The following is a 14,600-nucleotide window of genomic DNA, read 5'->3' as shown; positions in this document are numbered from 1 at the left end:
TTCAGCCGCGCCCCGGGCTCTCGCCGTCGCGCAGCATGGTGCCGAAGAACTCGTACATGAGCGCGGTCTGGAACGCCGACTGCTTGTTGTCGGCCGCGCCGCCGTGCCCGCCCTCGATGTTCTCGTGGTACCAGACCGGGTGGCCCTGCTCCGCCAGCAGCGCCGCCATCTTGCGCGCGTGCCCCGGATGCACCCGGTCGTCCCTGGTGGAGGAGGTGAGCAGGATCGGCGGGTAGGCGCGGTCGGGGTCGGTGTTCTGGTAGGGCGAGTAGCGGCTCAGGTACTCCCACTCCTCCGGCTTGTCCGGGTCGCCGTACTCGGCCACCCAGGAGGCGCCTGCCAGCAGCAGGTGGTAGCGCTTCATGTCGAGCAGCGGCACCCGGCAGACGATGGCGCCGAACAGCTCCGGGTAGCGGGTGAGCATGACGCCCATCAGCAGCCCGCCGTTGCTGCCGCCCACCGCGCCGAGCTGGTCGGCGGTGGTGATGCCGCGGGCGACCAGGTCCCTGGCGATGGCGGCGAAATCCTCGTACACCCTGTGCCGGTTCGCCTTCAGGACCGAGGTGTGCCACTCCGGCCCGTACTCGCCGCCGCCGCGGATATTGGTGACCACCCAGGTGCCGCCCTGCTCCAGCCAGCCCATGCCCGCGGTGGCGGCGTAGGCGGGGGTGTAGGAGGACTCGAAGCCGCCGTACCCGTACATCACGGCCGGGCCGGGGGTGCCGCGCCGGTCGCGGTGCCTGACCACGAAGTAGGGCACCGCGGTCCCGTCGTCCGAGGTGGCGAAGAACTGCTCGGTCTCGATGCCCGCGGCGTCGTAGAACGCTGGCTCCCTGGCCAGCTCGACCGTCTCGCCGCCGACCGAGCTCGCCAGCAGCGTCGGCGGGGTGGTGAAGCCGCTGGTGGTGAGCATGAACTCGTCACCGGACTCCAGCGGGTCCAGGTTCGAGATGCCGGTGGTCGACATCGGCGGGGTGTCCGCGAGCGAGCTGCGCTGCCAGCCGTCCGGGCCCGGCGTGAGCACGTGCAGTTCGGTGCGCACGTCGCGCAGCGTCACCAGCAGCAGGTGGTTCTCGGTCCAGCCGACGCCGTACAGGGCGGTGTGCGGGTCGGGGGCGAAGAGCACCTCGAACTCGCGGCCGCCGTCGAGGAAGGCGGGGAGCTCGGCGACCAGCAGCGCACCGGCCGGGAACTCGGTCTGCGCGGGCCGCCACGCCGACTTGAGCCGGACCAGCAGCCGGTCCCGGTACCAGGAGACGTCGGCGTCGGTGGGCACATCGATCCGGGTGCGGGTGCCGTCCGGGGCGAGCAGCGACACCTCCTCGTTGTAGAAGTCGGTGGCCCTGGCGATGTAGTGCCGCTCGAAGCCGGGGGTGCGGTCGTACCCGGCCGAGACCGAGATGTCCGCGGGCTCGCCCTCGAACACGGTGACCGCCTCGGCCAGCGGGGTGCCGCGGTGCCAGCGCTTCGCGATCCGCGGGTAGCCGGAGTCGGTGAGCGAGCCGGGGCCGAAGTCGGTGCCGACGTACACGGTGTCCCGGTCGATCCAGCTCAGCCTCGACTTCGCCTCGGGCAGGAAGAAGCCCCCGGCACCCGGCTCGACGAAGCGCCTGGTCTCCAGGTCGAACTCGCGCACCACCTTGGCGTCCGCGCCGCCGCGGGAGACGCTGATCAGCGCGCGGCTCTGCTCCGGGCGCAGCACGACCGCGCCCGCCCACACCCAGTTCTCGTCCTCGGCCGCGGCGACCGCGTCCAGGTCGATCAGCACGTCCCAGTCCGGCGAACCAGCCGCATACTCGTCGAAGGTGGTACGCCGCCAGAGCCCGCGCGGATGCCCCGCATCGCGCCAGTAGTTGTACAGCCACCGGCCGCGCCGGTTCGGGAAGGCGATCTTGGCGTCGGTGTCCAGCATGTCCAGGATCCGGCGCTGCAGCCCGTGGAACCGGTCCGACGAGGCGAACCGCTCCACCGTGACCTCGTTGCGGGCGCGCGCCCAGTCCAGCACCGCCTCGTCGGTGACCTCCTCCAGCCACAGGTGGGGGTCGCTTGCACTGGGGTCAACGCTGCCGGTCATCCCCATAGTGTGGCGGACGGTCGGTCGGTCGGCGGCGCAGGTGCCCGACTGGACGTATCCCGTCGCGGAGCGCCGACGGCTCGGTCAACCGGTGACGATCGACCCGAGCTCCGGTTCTACCGCCCGGGCGATCGCCGCGGCCGCACCGTTGGCCTTCGCCACCAGCTCCGGGGACGGAGTTCCGGCGCCGCCGAAGTCGCGTGCCCGGGCACCGACCGTGACGATCATATTGCTCGAACGGAATACGACCTCCGTATGGGCCGAACTCGAACTGGAATCGTCGACAGAATACGCTTCGTCGCCGACCCCGCTGACGGATTCGGCCGCCGAAACCCCGGACCTCCTGTCGGTGTTATCGCGCCAGAGCCGGAAACTGTCCTGGGCTCTCGAAACGCGATCACCGGTGTCGTACAACTTGAATGAAACGGTGACCGATCGTGTTTCGGGCTCTCCGGGTGATCCGCCCGGAATTCTTTCTGCCAGAAATATGACATTGCAGCCATAATCCCGGGCACCCGGAGTCGGCGGCAACTCATCGAGGTTCTGCCGAGAGAAACCCGAGGCGGTGTACAGCGTCCCGGCGAAATCCGTTACTGCGGATGCGGTGACTTCGGTGAGGGGCGCGCACGACTTCGGAGTCCGGTCGAATCGGGCAACTTCCGCACCTTTTCCGCCATCACATGCGGTCAGCGCTATCCCGCACACGACAGCAAGTGGCAGAAGACTCCATCCCTCGGCCCTAGCCATCGCCGAAGGGCTTTCCGGTCGGCTTGCGCGGCTGCCAGCCCCCGTTGTCGAGCGCCGCCGGAGCGATTGCGGACTGTACGGGTATCGCAGCGGCATTGGTCCGGATTCCCTGGATGACGATCAGGTGGTCTTGGCTCGATTGTGACACTTCGTACGCATCGAGTTGCAAATCGAACAGCTGGCCCGTGCCATCGATTGTCAGGGACCCGTACTGCGTGTCGGTATACGTGTCGACGATCGGGACGGAGTGTCGTTGCCGACGGAGCGGCGACTCACCTCGACGTACCTTTTCGACAGCGCGATCGTAGTTCTTCGTCAGGTCTCGGGTGAGCGAGTAGAGTTCATCGAAATCGGTCACTGTGCGAGGTCCTTCAGCAGGTCGAATGCTTCGGGGAACTCATTTTCGAGAGCCTCGATCGACCGATCGATCGCTTGTCTGCGTGCGGAGTTTATCGCCTCTACGATCCCTCGGCAGGCGAGATCTATGTCATCGGACAGCATCCAGGCCGGCCTGTTGAGGTCGCCGAAGCCCCGATTCATCTGCAGGTCGAGAATTTTCCGTCCGTCGCCACTCGTGGTGGCGGATGTGCTTCGGTCCGTCGAGTACCCTGTGCAGAATTCGATCGCTGATGCCTCGATCACATTCAAAGCCCGCATCTCGAACGCATCGAGTTGATTGTTTATCTGCTCCAGGAGTTCACTGAGCTCCTCGCGATGCATGCCTTCCCCCTATGTCGACTGCGCCGCTCGATCGCAGGCGTAACCGGTTGTACTCTACCTACCCGGTACACCGGACGCTGCGTACAGGACTACGCTCGATACCGTGACTTCCCACTACGATGTCGTCGTACTCGGCGCTGGTCCCGGCGGTTACGTCGCCGCGATCCGCGCCGCTCAACTCGGCCTGCGAACAGCGATCGTCGAGCAGAAATACTGGGGCGGTGTGTGCCTGAACGTGGGCTGCATCCCGTCGAAGGCGCTGCTGCGCAACGCCGAACTCGCCCACATCTTCACCAAGGAAGCCAAGACCTTCGGCATCTCGGGGGACGTCTCCTTCGACTTCGGCGCGGCGTACGACCGCAGCCGGAAGGTCGCGGACGGCCGGGTCAAGGGCGTCCACTTCCTGATGAAGAAGAACAAGATCGACGAGTTCGACGGGAAGGGCACCTTCACCGACGCGAACACGATCTCGGTGGAGCTGTCCAAGGGCGGCACCGAGACGGTCACGTTCGACAACGCCATCATCTCCACCGGCACCACCACCAAGCTGCTGCCCGGCACCTCGCTGAGCGAGAACGTGGTCACCTACGAGGAGCAGATCCTCACCCGTGACCTGCCCGGCTCGATCCTCATCGTCGGTGCAGGCGCCATCGGCATGGAGTTCGGCTACGTCCTCAAGAACTACGGCGTCGACGTGCGCATCGTCGAGTTCCTCGACCGCGCGCTGCCGAACGAGGACGCCGACGTCTCCAAGGAGATCACCAAGGCGTACAAGAAGCTCGGCATCACGATCAGCACCGGTGCCGCCGTGCAGTCCATCGACGACGACGGTTCCAAGGTCACCGTCGCGATCAAGGACAACAAGAGCGGCTCGGTGGAGACCGTCACCGTGGACAAGGTGCTGCAGGCCGTCGGCTTCGCGCCCCGGGTCGATGGCTACGGCCTGGAGAACACCGGCGTGGAGCTGACCGAGCGCGGCGCCATCGCCATCGACGACTCCATGCGCACCAACGTGCCGCACATCTACGCCATCGGCGATGTCACCGCCAAGCTGCAGCTCGCGCACGTCGCGGAGGCGCAGGGCGTGGTCGCCGCCGAGACCATCGCGGGCGCGCCCACCGTGCCGCTCGGCGACTACCGGATGATGCCGCGCGCCACCTTCTGCCAGCCGCAGGTCGCCAGCTTCGGGCTGACCGAGGCGCAGGCCCGCGACGAGGGGTACGACGTGCAGGTCGCCACCTTCCCGCTCACCGCGAACGGCAAGGCGCACGGCCTCGGCGACCCGACCGGCTTCGTCAAGCTGATCTCGGACAAGAAGTACGGCGAGCTCATCGGCGGCCACCTCATCGGCCACGACGTCTCCGAGCTGCTGCCCGAGCTCACCCTCGCGCAGAAGTGGGACCTCACGGTCAACGAGCTCACCCGCAACGTGCACACCCATCCGACGCTCAGCGAGGCGCTGCAGGAGGCGTTCCACGGGCTCGCCGGGCACATGATCAATTTCTGACCCGCCCCACCGCGATGCCCCGGCTTTCGTAGCTGGGGCATCGCTGTTTGGATGGGCGGGTGCGGTGGATCGCGGGTGTGCTCGTTGTCGTCGTCGGGTTGAGTTTCGGCTTCTACCGGCTGGTCAACGCGCGGTCGTTCCAGCTCGGCGGGGAGCTGGTGGATCGGGTCGACACCACCTCGAAGGTGGTGGCGCTGACCCTGGACGACGGGCCGAGCGAGCGCGCCCCCGACGTGCTCCGGGTCCTCGCCGAACTCGGCGTCCCCGCCACCTTCTACCTGAACGGCCGCGACCTCGACGCGCACCCCGAGCTGGGCCGCGCCGTCGTCGCCGCCGGGCACGAGGTGGGTAACCACACCTACAGCCACCGCCGCATGGTCTTCGTGACGCCGGGGGCCGTGCGCGACGAGGTCGAGCGCACCGACGTCGCCATCCGCGCCACCGGGTACACCGGCGAGATCACCTTCCGGCCGCCCTACGGGAAGAAGTTCCTCGCGCTGCCGCGGTACCTGGCCGAGCACGGGCGGACCACGGTGATGTGGGACGTGGAGCCCGAATCGTCCGCCGCCGCCGATATCGCCGCCGAGGTGGTTCGGCGGGTTCGGCCGGGGTCCATCGTGCTGCTGCACGTGATGTACGGGACCGGCGAGGCGCTGGCCGCGCTGCCGCGGATCGTCGGGGAGTTGCGGGGACAGGGTTACCGGTTCGTCCGGGTGTCGGAGCTGCGCTGATCTTCGATATCGGCGCGTATTACGAACGTGATACGCTGATCCTTGTTCGAGTTGAAGTTCGAAGGTCATGAGTTCTGAGCAGCGCACTCGCATGGAAGAAGCAGCCGACTACTACGACACGCACGATGTCGCGGCGGATATCTCGGCGGCGACACTTACCGCGCACGAGCCGAGCGAATCGTCGCCGATGGCCGGCTACAGCCTGCGGCTGCCGAAGTCCACGCTGCGTGCCGCGCGTTCGCTCGCGCAGGAGCGCGGGGTGTCGACCGGTGCGTGGTTGCGCGCGGTGATCGAGCAGGCTGTCGCGGCGCATCGGCGACCTCGGGCGGCGGAGACGATCGCCCTGCAGAACCTGATCGACGTGTACCTGTCCCCGGCGTACCCACGCGGCACCGACGGATCCGACGAGGCGCCGGACCAGCGGGAGCAGGTGCGCGTCGACGTGGCGGCCGTACTGGAACCGGTCATGGCGTTGCTCGAGCCGATCGCCGTCGCGCTGCGGGAGATCGAGTCGAATCGAGGCGGTGGCGCGGCCGCGAACCGGCCGTCGGGGGCGCGGGTGGTCAGGCACCCGCGCACCGCACTCGGCAACGCTCCGAACCGACGCCTGGCGAGCACCCGCCGCAAGCGCGGCTGACCGCTCAGCGCAGCAACCCGTACGCCCGGGTCGGGGTGAGGGTGAGGAGGACGCGGCGATCGGCGACCATGACCCGGCGGTACTCGTCCCAGTCCGGGTGCTCGCCGGAGCCGGCCCGGTAGTAGGCGACGAGGGCGTCGACGGCCGGGTCGCCGGGGTCGGTGGCGACGTCGGTCAGCTCGGCGTCGGCTTCGAGCACGGCGTAGGAGCCGAACGAGTCGTCGGTGACGTGCAGGGCGGCCCAGGGCTGCCTGCGCAGGTTGGGGTACTTGGCACGGTCGGCGGTGATGGAGATGCGGATCTTCCCGTCGGTACCGGTCACGTGCAGCACGTTGGAGAGCTGCGGGCGGCCGTCCCGGCGCAGCGTGGTGAGCACCGAGCGGGTGGTGCCGCGGGCGAATTCGAGGGCGCGGTCGAGTTCCATGGCAGGAACAACCGCGGCGGGGCCCCGGTCAGTCCCGGTCGTAGGCGTCCTGTGCCGCGCGCACCCGCGGCATATTGAGTTCGACCAGCTTGACCAGTGCTTCCAGCTGGTCGGCGATCTCGACGCCGAGCTCGGTGAGGGTGTACTCGACCCGCGGCGGGATGGCCTCCAGCACCTCGCGGTGCACCATGCCGTCGCGCTCCAGCGCCCGGAGGGTCTGGGCGAGCATGCGCTCGCTGACCCCGTCCACCCGGCGGCGCAGCGCGCTGAACCGGTACGGCCCCTCGCGCAGTGCGACGAGGGCCAGGATGCCCCAGCGACCGGCCAGGTTCTGCAGCACCGGCCGGGAGGTGCAGTTCCGGGCGAAGACATCCGACTCCAGTCCCGGGTCGGACTCCAGTTCCATCCCTCGAGCATAGCGGGGGAATGAATAGCGCTTACGTAAAGTTAGTGCTCATGAATAGTTCGTACCCGAGGAGGAACCATGACCGTCGCCGTCACCGGAGCAAGCGGCCAGCTCGGCCGGCTCGTCGTCGAGGCACTGGCGCGACAGGGCGCCGCGCCGATCGCGATCGCCCGCACCCCGGAGAAGATCGCCGACCTCGCCGAGCGCGGCATCGAGGTGCGCCGGGCGGCGTACGACGACCCGGACCAGCTCGATGCCGCGCTCGCGGGCGTCACCCGGCTGCTGCTGGTCTCCGGCAACGAGTTCGGGCAGCGGGTCGCGCAGCACACCGCCGTGCTGCGCGCCGCCGAGCGGGCCGGGGTCGAGCTGCTCGCCTACACGAGCATCCCGGACGCCGACACCACCCCGCTGATCCTGGCGAACGAGCACCGCGCCACCGAGGAGATCCTGCGCGCAGGCGAGGTCCCGCTCGTCCTGCTCCGCAACGGCTGGTACTGGGAGAACTACCTCGGCAGCCTGCAGCAGGCCAAGGCGACCGGCGCGTTCGCCGGCGCTGCTGCGGGCGGCCGGGTCGCCGGCGCGGCCAGGGCCGACTACGCCGAGGCGGCCGCCGCCGTCCTGACCGCAGATAACCAGGGCGGGCGGGTCTACGAGCTCGGCGGCGATCAGCCACTCACGCACGCCGAGCTCGCGCAGGCCATGGCCGCCGCGCTGGGCACCCCGGTGCGGTACGAAAGCCTGGGCCGCGCCGGCTACACCGCCGCGCTCATCGAATCCGGGCTCCCCGCGCCGGCGGCCGAGGTGTTCGCCGACTCCGACGCCGGTATCGAGGCGGGCGCGCTCGACGTCACCACCGGTGACCTGGTGAAGCTCATCGGCCGTCCGGCCGCCACCGCCGAATCGGTGTTCCGCGCCGCGCTCTGACTCAGTGCTCCGGCCCGGCGCCCTCCGGGCCGGAGACCCACTGCACCAGCTGCAGCACGATGCCGTTCGGGTCGGTGAGCTGGAAGTAGCGCTCGCCCCACTCCTCGGTCTCGATGGGGGTCTCGATCGGCGCGCCCGCCGCGCGCAGCCGGGCGTACTCGGCGTCGATGTCGTCCACCACGAACGCCACCAGCAGCCCCTCGCCCGCGCGGCCCGCGATCCTGGCCGGTTTGAAGCTGCCGAGCCCGGTTCGCAGGAAAACCAGGTCGAAGCCCGCGTCCGCCCGGCTCAGCGCGATGAAGCCGTCGGCGGAGTTGTGCTCGGCGAAACCGAGGTGCCTGATGGCGAAGTCGGCCGAGGCGCGCGGGTCGGGGACGTTGAGCGAAATACACGAAGCGGTGATGTGCACGAGACCTCCCGAAAACTCTATACTAAGTACTCTGTACGTTGTACATGTAAGATCGGCGGATGGCAAGCGAGAAGAACGATCCGGCGCGCACGCTGGAGCTGCTCTGGCGCGAGCCGGGTGCGCGCAGGCGCGGCCCCAGGCAGCGCCGCAGCGTGGACGAGGTGGTCGCGGCGGCCGTCGCGCTGGCCGACGCGGACGGGCTCGGCGCGCTCACCATGCGCGCGGTCGCCGACCGGCTCGGCCTCACCCCGATGGCCACCTACACCTACGTGCCGGGCAAGGCGGAGCTGCTCGACCTCATGCTGGACAGCGTCTACGCCGCCATGGACCGCGCCGACCTCGCCGGGCTGCCCTGGCGCGAGCGGGTGCGCACGGTCGCCGCGGAGAATCGCGCGCTGCTCGCCCGGCACCCCTGGGTGGCCGATCTCCCTGCCACCCGCCCACCGCTCGGCCCCGGCCAGCTGGCCAAGTACGAGCACGAGCTGGCCGCCTTCGACGGTCTCGGCCTGGACGACGTCACCATGGACGCCGCGCTCACCCACCTGCTCGGCTTCGTCACCGCCGCCGCGCGGATCGGCATAGACCTGGCCCGCAATGCCGCCGCGACCGGCATGGACGAGGCGCAGTGGTGGGCGCGGGTCGGCCCGGTGCTGGAACGGGTCGTCGACCCGGCCCGCTACCCACTCGCCACCCGGGTCGGCGCAGCCGCCGGGCAGGCGCACGACGCCGCCTACAGCGCCGAACACGCCTACGAGTTCGGCCTGAACCGCGTCCTGGCCGGATTCGCCGACCTCATCGACCCCTGACGGTTCGCGCCGCGAACCCCGCCCGGCGACACCCGGCAACTAAACTCACCCCCTATGAGCACCCCGCGGATCGCCCCCGGACGGCTGAGCGAACTCGGTCCGATCAACTGGCTCCTCTGGCAGGCGCTCTCCCGCGCCGCCGGGACCAGGGACGCGCAGCTGTTCAGCACGCTCGGCCGCACCCGCGGGCTGTTCCGCGGCTGGTTGCACTACTCCGGCAAGCTCATGCCGGGCGGGCGGCTGCCGCGACACGAGGCCGAACTGGTGATCCTGCGGGTGGCCCAACTGCGGGGCTGCGACTACGAATACGACCACCACCTGCGGCTGGGCCGCCGGGCCGGGGTGACCCCGGAGATCGTGCAGCGGCTGCGCACCGGGCCGGGCGCCGACGGCTGGTCGGAGAAGCACCGCGCCCTGCTCGCCGCGGTGGACCAGCTGGTCGCCGAGCGCGACCTCGATGACGCCACCTGGCAGGCACTGGCCGCGCACTACGGCGAGCGCGAACTCATCGAAATCGTCCTGCTGGTCAATCAATACGACGGTTTGGCCGCAACCATCACGACCCTCCGCATTCGGCGCGATACTTTGCCTGCACTGAAAAACTAGATCTTCGGGGGGACAACCTCATGCTGGTGCGGGTACGGCCCGGGGCGGAACTCTCCGGCGCCGAGCGGGAATTCGCGGAATCTCTCGGCGCCCTGCCGTCCACCGGGCTCGCCCTGGTCGACGTGCCGATCGGGGAGAGCGGCGGCGCCCGGCGGGTCGGGGCGGTGCTCTTCACCCCGACCGGGCTGACCGTGCTCGAGGTCTTCGGCTTCCGGCGCAGGCAGAGCGGCATCCTCACGGCTGTGCCCGGAAAGCCCTGGCTGATCAGCGATTCCCCGCTGGACCTGGAGCTGCAGGGCTCGGGCGACCTCGCGGACCGGGTGGAGCAGAGCGCGTACGCGGTGCGCGCGGCGCTGGAACGCGGGCTGCGCGACCCCGGCCACGTCTGCGGGGCGGCGGTGCTCGTCCCGTTCCGCGGGGTGGTGGTGCGCCCGGCCCGCACCACGCTGCGGCCGGGGCTGGACGTGGTGGTCGGCAATGCAGCCGACACCACCGAACTCCGCATCTACCTGGAGAACTTCGCGAAGGGGCCGCGCACCTGGACCGCCGACGGGGTGCTCGGCGCCTGCCGGGAACTCGGCGCGGGGGAGGCGGTGCCGCCGCGCGCCGAGCTGCTCGCCGCCGGCTTCGACCAGGCCCCGGAGCAGCAGCGGCCGTCGGTGATCCCGCCGCCGGTGGTGCCCCGGGTCGCGCCGACCCCGCGCGAACCGCATCGGCACCACCGCAGCACCACCTGGGCCATCATCCTGGCGGCGCTGCTCGGGCTCTTCGTGGTCTTCGGGGTGGTCGCGACCGCGCTGATCCACGACGACGGCGACACCGGTGAGCCGGTCGCGCCCAGCGCCACCAGCACTCCGGGGCCCGCCTCCAGCACCCGGCCACCGGCCTGCTTCCCGCTGCAACCCGACTGCTGAGGTGATGCTCGTCACCATCGCCGACGTCGCGCCGGGGCCGGGCCGAAGTGCGACCGCGACTTCCGCCCTTTCGGGCACTGTCCCAACGTGATTGGTTTGATCCGTTCACGCTGTGCACGATGAATTCGGCCGTAGGATCGATGGGGTCAGGGATCAGCGAAGCCGGTTCGCGTTCGGTGGTGCCTGCGGGGGCGGTCAGGTTGCCGAGGGGGCAAAAAATGCGGAAAATTACTGACGGTGCAGGGCTTTTCGACGTCATCGACCAGCTGTGCCGACGGCCGCGGGTCGGTGATCGCCGGCCGGAGTCATCGGGGGCACGGGACACCGATCGTCGGGGGCTGCCGATGTTGTGGCTGGTTCGGGACGAAGATCCCGACAAAGTTCTCCAGACCATCGATGACAATCTCAGATCGAAGTATCCGAGCGATCTGCGCCGCAGCTATCTAGAGCTCTCCCGCTCGGAGGGTACGGCGAACGCGACGACGGAATCTGTCGCTCGCGTCCGCGACGTCCTGGATGTGGCGACGTCGAACTTCGTGAAAAATCCCGATGTCCGGGGGCCGCGGTTGCGATTCGAGCGACTCACGCTGCTGCAGTGGCTGATGGATCAGGAAGTCGACGGTAACGACCGCCACCCGGACCGGACGATGCGGCTGCTGTTGCTGCAGCAGGGCCTCAAGGTTCGGGTCGACCACTGGATACAGCGCACCGAGGATGAAAGTCGCAGCGACACCTGGTGGTGGCGGGCATCGCTGTTGTTTCTGCGGCTGCTGACCTTCGTGACATTCCAGGTGGCGGTGACCGGGCGGGTGCCTGTGCTGTCCGGCCGCTATCGCTGGTTCATACGCCAGCCCTACCTCGCGCCGAGGCTGTCGAGGACATTCGTGCGGTTTGCCAGCCGTCTGACCCGGGACGAATGGAAGAAAGAGGATCTGGATTCCGTACAACTCCTGCTGGTCCACGCCTTTCTCGAAGATCTCCGCCGGGCTTACCGGCTGAGGTTCTGGCAGGTGTGGCGGCGGCGCGAAACGGTCTACCCCGTGCTGCTGGTCGACAATGTCGATGCGGGCAACGGCGGCTTCTCCTTGCTGAAATCCATCAATACCGTACGAAATCAAACCGGACTTTTCGACCCGCTGCTGGTGATCGCCGCCTCCCACACGGTACCGCCGGATGCGGCAACCAAGGATGCGGCCAGGCTTCACTACGATGCGGCCGAGGCCGGCGCCGCATATCTGAGCTGGCGTAACGCACTGCACGACGACCGACGGCGACGACGGGAGACGGCGTGGTTTCTGCCCATCTGGATACCCGCGGCCGACACGGGGCGAAAATGGTTAACGAGCAACACTTTCGCCGAGCGGGTGCGCCCGGCATGGTGGTTGAGCCGATGGATCCGGATCGGGGTGCCTGCCGTCGTCATCGCCCTGGCGGCCGGAACAGCGCTGTGGTGGCAGGACGCACAATGGGACAGGCACTGCGGCTCGCGTAACCGAGATCTGATCTGGACCGGCAGTGAATGCGCGGGGATCAGCGATGGCTCGTTCTCCTTCCTGCCCTCCGACGACGCCTTCCGAAAGGTCGAAGTCGTGATCGCCGACCAGAACAGGCAAGCCGAGCACCTGCACCGCATCAACCCTGCTCGGCCGTTCATCACGATCGTCGTTCTGGAGGGATTCACCGCACCGGCCGGAGACGCGAGCGTCTCGGCGGGGCCGCGCAAGTCCATCGAGGGAGTTGCGGTCGCACAGGCTCGGCAACTGAGCGGCCCGGCTTCGACGCCGCTGGTCAAAGTGCTGCTCGCGAACGCGGGCAAGGAATTGGACCAGGGACACCGGCTCGTCGAGCCGCTGCGTGCCCTCCTGCGCCGCGATCCGACCGTGGTCGGAGTGGTGGGACTGGACCAGAGCAGGGGGACCGTCCTGACCCTGATCCACGAGCTGTCGCGGATGGGGGTGCCCATGGTGAGTTCCACGCTGTCCGCGGACACGCTCGCGCAGTCGTCACCGCTGTATTTCCAGGTGGCCCCGAGCAACAGGCGTGAAGCCCAGGTCGCGGCGGCCTTCGCCGATCGGCTGGTGCGCGAGGAGAACCGGCCGAGAACGGTTCGCATCTACTACTCCAGCGATGAGGACGATATCTACAGTTCGAATCTGTATCAGGATGCCCGCGAGGAATTCGAGGCTCTCGGATTCGCCGTCAAGTCGGTCGCCTTCGCCCCTCCCGGTATAACCGGCCAGCTCAATGCAGGCGCCGCGGGGCGGGACATCTGTGGTGGTTATCGGGGGGTGACGTTCTTCGCCGCTCGCGGCGCCGATTTCGAGGAGTTCATCTCCGGCGCGGAAGGGTGCGGCGGCAAGGACAGCTTGCTCATCGGCGATGACGATATCGCCAACCATGTCGCCGATGACGCTATGCGCACCCGGACGCGCGCGATTCCCTACTACTATCTGTCCTTCGCCAACGATGCCATCGGAGCAGGCGCCGCCCAGGACTACTACGAGCCCTGGAACACACTGTTCGCTTTCGAGCCGCCCGACAGCGGCCCGCCGTCCGACCCGTACGGGCCATTGGCCTACGACGCCACACAGGTGCTCATCACCGCGGCCACGTACCTGCACGACTCACAGCCGCCGATTCCGCTCAGCACGGGTGCCGTCTGGCGCGAGATCACCGCTATCCACACGCCGCACCAGGACGACGGCCAGCCGAGCAAAGCGCTGGAAGGCGTGACCGGGACCATCGACTACGGCGGCGACATCGCCAGGAACGTTCCGCTGAACAAGCCCATCACCGTCGTGCACGTGATGAGTGGCGAGGTCGTTCCGGATTTCCGCGGATATTGTGGACCACCCGATCCCGAGCAGCCGTCCGAGGATTGGTGTCCGCAGACCGACGATTAGTCAGTCCCGCACGGCGCGCGCCAGTTTCGTGTACTCCAGGGCCTGCTCGGCGCGGAGCCGGACGTGCGCGCGCGAGGTGTCGATGTGGGTGGTGAGCGCGCGCAGCGCGGCGTCCAGTTCGCCGGCGAGCAGGTGCTCGGCGACCGCGATGTGCTCGGCGGTCATCACCGCGATCCGCTCCGGGTTGGGCAGGTCCATGGTGCGCACCGGGCGCACCCGCTCGTAGACGGTGTGCAGCGCGTCGGCCAGCGCCGGGTTGCCCGCCGCGCGCAGCAGCGTCAGGTGGAACCGCTCGTCCGCGGCGACGAGCGCGGGCCCCGGTTCGGGCGGTTCGTCGCGCAGCACATGCCACACCGCGAGTTCGGCCCGTACCGCCGTGAGGTCGTGCCGGGGCAGAGTCGCCGCGGTTTCGCCCGCGTCCGGCGGTTCGTCGGCCCCGAACGTGCCGATGACGCCGGGGTCGGCCGTACCGGATGCGGCGACGGCTCCGGCGGTGGGGCCGGGCAGCGCCCGCTGCAACCCGCGCGCCTCCAGCACGATGCGCAGCTCGTACAGGTTGTCCAGCTCATCGAGCCGGGGCCGGAACGGGTACAGCCCGTCGGCGTGCCGCTGCACCAGCCCGTCGGCGAGCAGCCGGGCCAGTGCCTCCCGCACGGGGGTGCGGGAGACGCCGTACCCGGCGGCCAGCCGCTCCTCGCGGAGCCGCTCGGTGGCGGGCAGCGCACCGCCCGCGAGGTCACGCCGCAGTGCGTCGTAGACCTGCTCGCGCAGCGGAATCCGCGCCATCGCAGC

At 69.1% G+C, this 14,600-nt stretch carries 16 protein-coding genes; 8 read left to right on the top strand and 8 right to left on the bottom strand.

Annotated elements, in window-relative coordinates:
- Position 1 precedes the first annotated feature (1 nt).
- From LTT61_RS16335 to LTT61_RS16320, 4 genes are all read right to left on the bottom strand, one after another.
- Positions 2-2,074 (bottom strand): prolyl oligopeptidase family serine peptidase, encoded by a 2,073-nt coding sequence (locus LTT61_RS16335; RefSeq protein WP_233020809.1) that lies wholly within the window; start codon positions 2,072-2,074, stop codon positions 2-4.
- Positions 2,075-2,158: 84 nt separating this feature from the next.
- On the bottom strand, positions 2,159-2,821 hold the full coding sequence (locus tag LTT61_RS16330; protein WP_233020808.1) for a hypothetical protein: 663 nt from the start codon (positions 2,819-2,821) through the stop codon (positions 2,159-2,161).
- On the bottom strand, positions 2,814-3,179 hold the full coding sequence (locus LTT61_RS16325; RefSeq protein ID WP_233020807.1) for a hypothetical protein: 366 nt from the start codon (positions 3,177-3,179) through the stop codon (positions 2,814-2,816). Before LTT61_RS16325 ends, LTT61_RS16330 begins: the two co-directional genes overlap by 8 nt.
- Positions 3,176-3,541, bottom strand: a complete 366-nt coding sequence (locus tag LTT61_RS16320) for a hypothetical protein (RefSeq protein WP_233020806.1) — start codon at positions 3,539-3,541, stop codon at positions 3,176-3,178. The genes LTT61_RS16325 and LTT61_RS16320 overlap by 4 nt, the downstream gene beginning before the upstream one ends.
- Before the next feature lie 103 nt (positions 3,542-3,644).
- Between LTT61_RS16320 and lpdA the strand changes: the two genes are divergently transcribed.
- The 3 genes from lpdA (at position 3,645) to LTT61_RS16305 (ending at position 6,416) form a co-directional block, all read left to right on the top strand.
- On the top strand, positions 3,645-5,048 hold the full coding sequence (gene lpdA / locus LTT61_RS16315) for a dihydrolipoyl dehydrogenase (protein ID WP_233020805.1): 1,404 nt from the start codon (positions 3,645-3,647) through the stop codon (positions 5,046-5,048).
- A gap of 59 nt (positions 5,049-5,107) precedes the next feature.
- Positions 5,108-5,779, top strand: a complete 672-nt coding sequence (locus tag LTT61_RS16310; RefSeq protein ID WP_233020804.1) for a polysaccharide deacetylase family protein — start codon at positions 5,108-5,110, stop codon at positions 5,777-5,779.
- Between the two features lie 91 nt (positions 5,780-5,870).
- Positions 5,871-6,416 carry a BrnA antitoxin family protein gene (locus LTT61_RS16305; protein WP_233020803.1) on the top strand — a complete coding sequence of 182 codons (546 nt, stop codon included), beginning with the start codon at positions 5,871-5,873 and terminating at the stop codon, positions 6,414-6,416.
- 4 nt (positions 6,417-6,420) lie between these two features.
- On the opposite strand, the gene LTT61_RS16300 is transcribed toward LTT61_RS16305, so the two are convergent.
- Together LTT61_RS16300 and LTT61_RS16295 are read right to left on the bottom strand one after the other, a co-directional pair.
- Positions 6,421-6,840, bottom strand: a complete 420-nt coding sequence (locus tag LTT61_RS16300) for a PPOX class F420-dependent oxidoreductase (RefSeq protein WP_233020802.1) — start codon at positions 6,838-6,840, stop codon at positions 6,421-6,423.
- 28 nt (positions 6,841-6,868) lie between these two features.
- Positions 6,869-7,246, bottom strand: a complete 378-nt coding sequence (locus tag LTT61_RS16295; RefSeq protein WP_233020801.1) for a winged helix-turn-helix transcriptional regulator — start codon at positions 7,244-7,246, stop codon at positions 6,869-6,871.
- 78 nt (positions 7,247-7,324) lie between these two features.
- Here LTT61_RS16295 and LTT61_RS16290 point away from each other — a divergent pair, with 78 nt between their 5' ends.
- The gene (locus tag LTT61_RS16290) at positions 7,325-8,170 is read left to right on the top strand and encodes an NmrA family NAD(P)-binding protein (RefSeq protein WP_233020800.1); all 846 of its coding nucleotides are present in this window, start codon (positions 7,325-7,327) and stop codon (positions 8,168-8,170) included.
- Between the two features lies 1 nt (position 8,171).
- Here the strand turns inward: LTT61_RS16290 and LTT61_RS16285 are convergent, their stop codons facing one another.
- Positions 8,172-8,579, bottom strand: coding sequence for a VOC family protein (locus LTT61_RS16285; RefSeq protein WP_233020799.1), 408 nt, complete (start codon positions 8,577-8,579; stop codon positions 8,172-8,174).
- Positions 8,580-8,638: 59 nt separating this feature from the next.
- Between LTT61_RS16285 and LTT61_RS16280 the strand changes: the two genes are divergently transcribed.
- From LTT61_RS16280 to LTT61_RS16265, 4 genes are all read left to right on the top strand, one after another.
- Positions 8,639-9,385, top strand: coding sequence for a TetR/AcrR family transcriptional regulator (locus LTT61_RS16280; RefSeq protein ID WP_233020798.1), 747 nt, complete (start codon positions 8,639-8,641; stop codon positions 9,383-9,385).
- Positions 9,386-9,439: 54 nt separating this feature from the next.
- On the top strand, positions 9,440-9,991 hold the full coding sequence (locus LTT61_RS16275; protein ID WP_233020797.1) for a carboxymuconolactone decarboxylase family protein: 552 nt from the start codon (positions 9,440-9,442) through the stop codon (positions 9,989-9,991).
- Positions 9,992-10,011: 20 nt separating this feature from the next.
- Entirely contained in the window at positions 10,012-10,905 is an 894-nt protein-coding gene (locus tag LTT61_RS16270) for an NERD domain-containing protein (RefSeq protein WP_233020796.1), read from the top strand.
- A 119-nt stretch (positions 10,906-11,024) separates the two neighbouring features.
- A complete protein-coding gene (locus LTT61_RS16265; RefSeq protein WP_233020795.1) occupies positions 11,025-13,808 on the top strand; it encodes a hypothetical protein in 2,784 nt (927 codons plus the stop codon).
- Here LTT61_RS16265 and LTT61_RS16260 read toward each other — a convergent pair whose 3' ends face one another.
- Positions 13,809-14,594, bottom strand: coding sequence for a GntR family transcriptional regulator (locus tag LTT61_RS16260; RefSeq protein ID WP_233020794.1), 786 nt, complete (start codon positions 14,592-14,594; stop codon positions 13,809-13,811).
- Between the last annotated feature and the right edge of the window lie 6 nt (positions 14,595-14,600).

The organism is Nocardia asteroides, assembly GCF_021183625.1.
GTDB classification, from domain to species: domain Bacteria; phylum Actinomycetota; class Actinomycetes; order Mycobacteriales; family Mycobacteriaceae; genus Nocardia; species Nocardia asteroides_A.
Note: the sequence above shows the minus strand (reverse complement) of the source record. Positions and strands in the feature narration are given on the sequence as shown.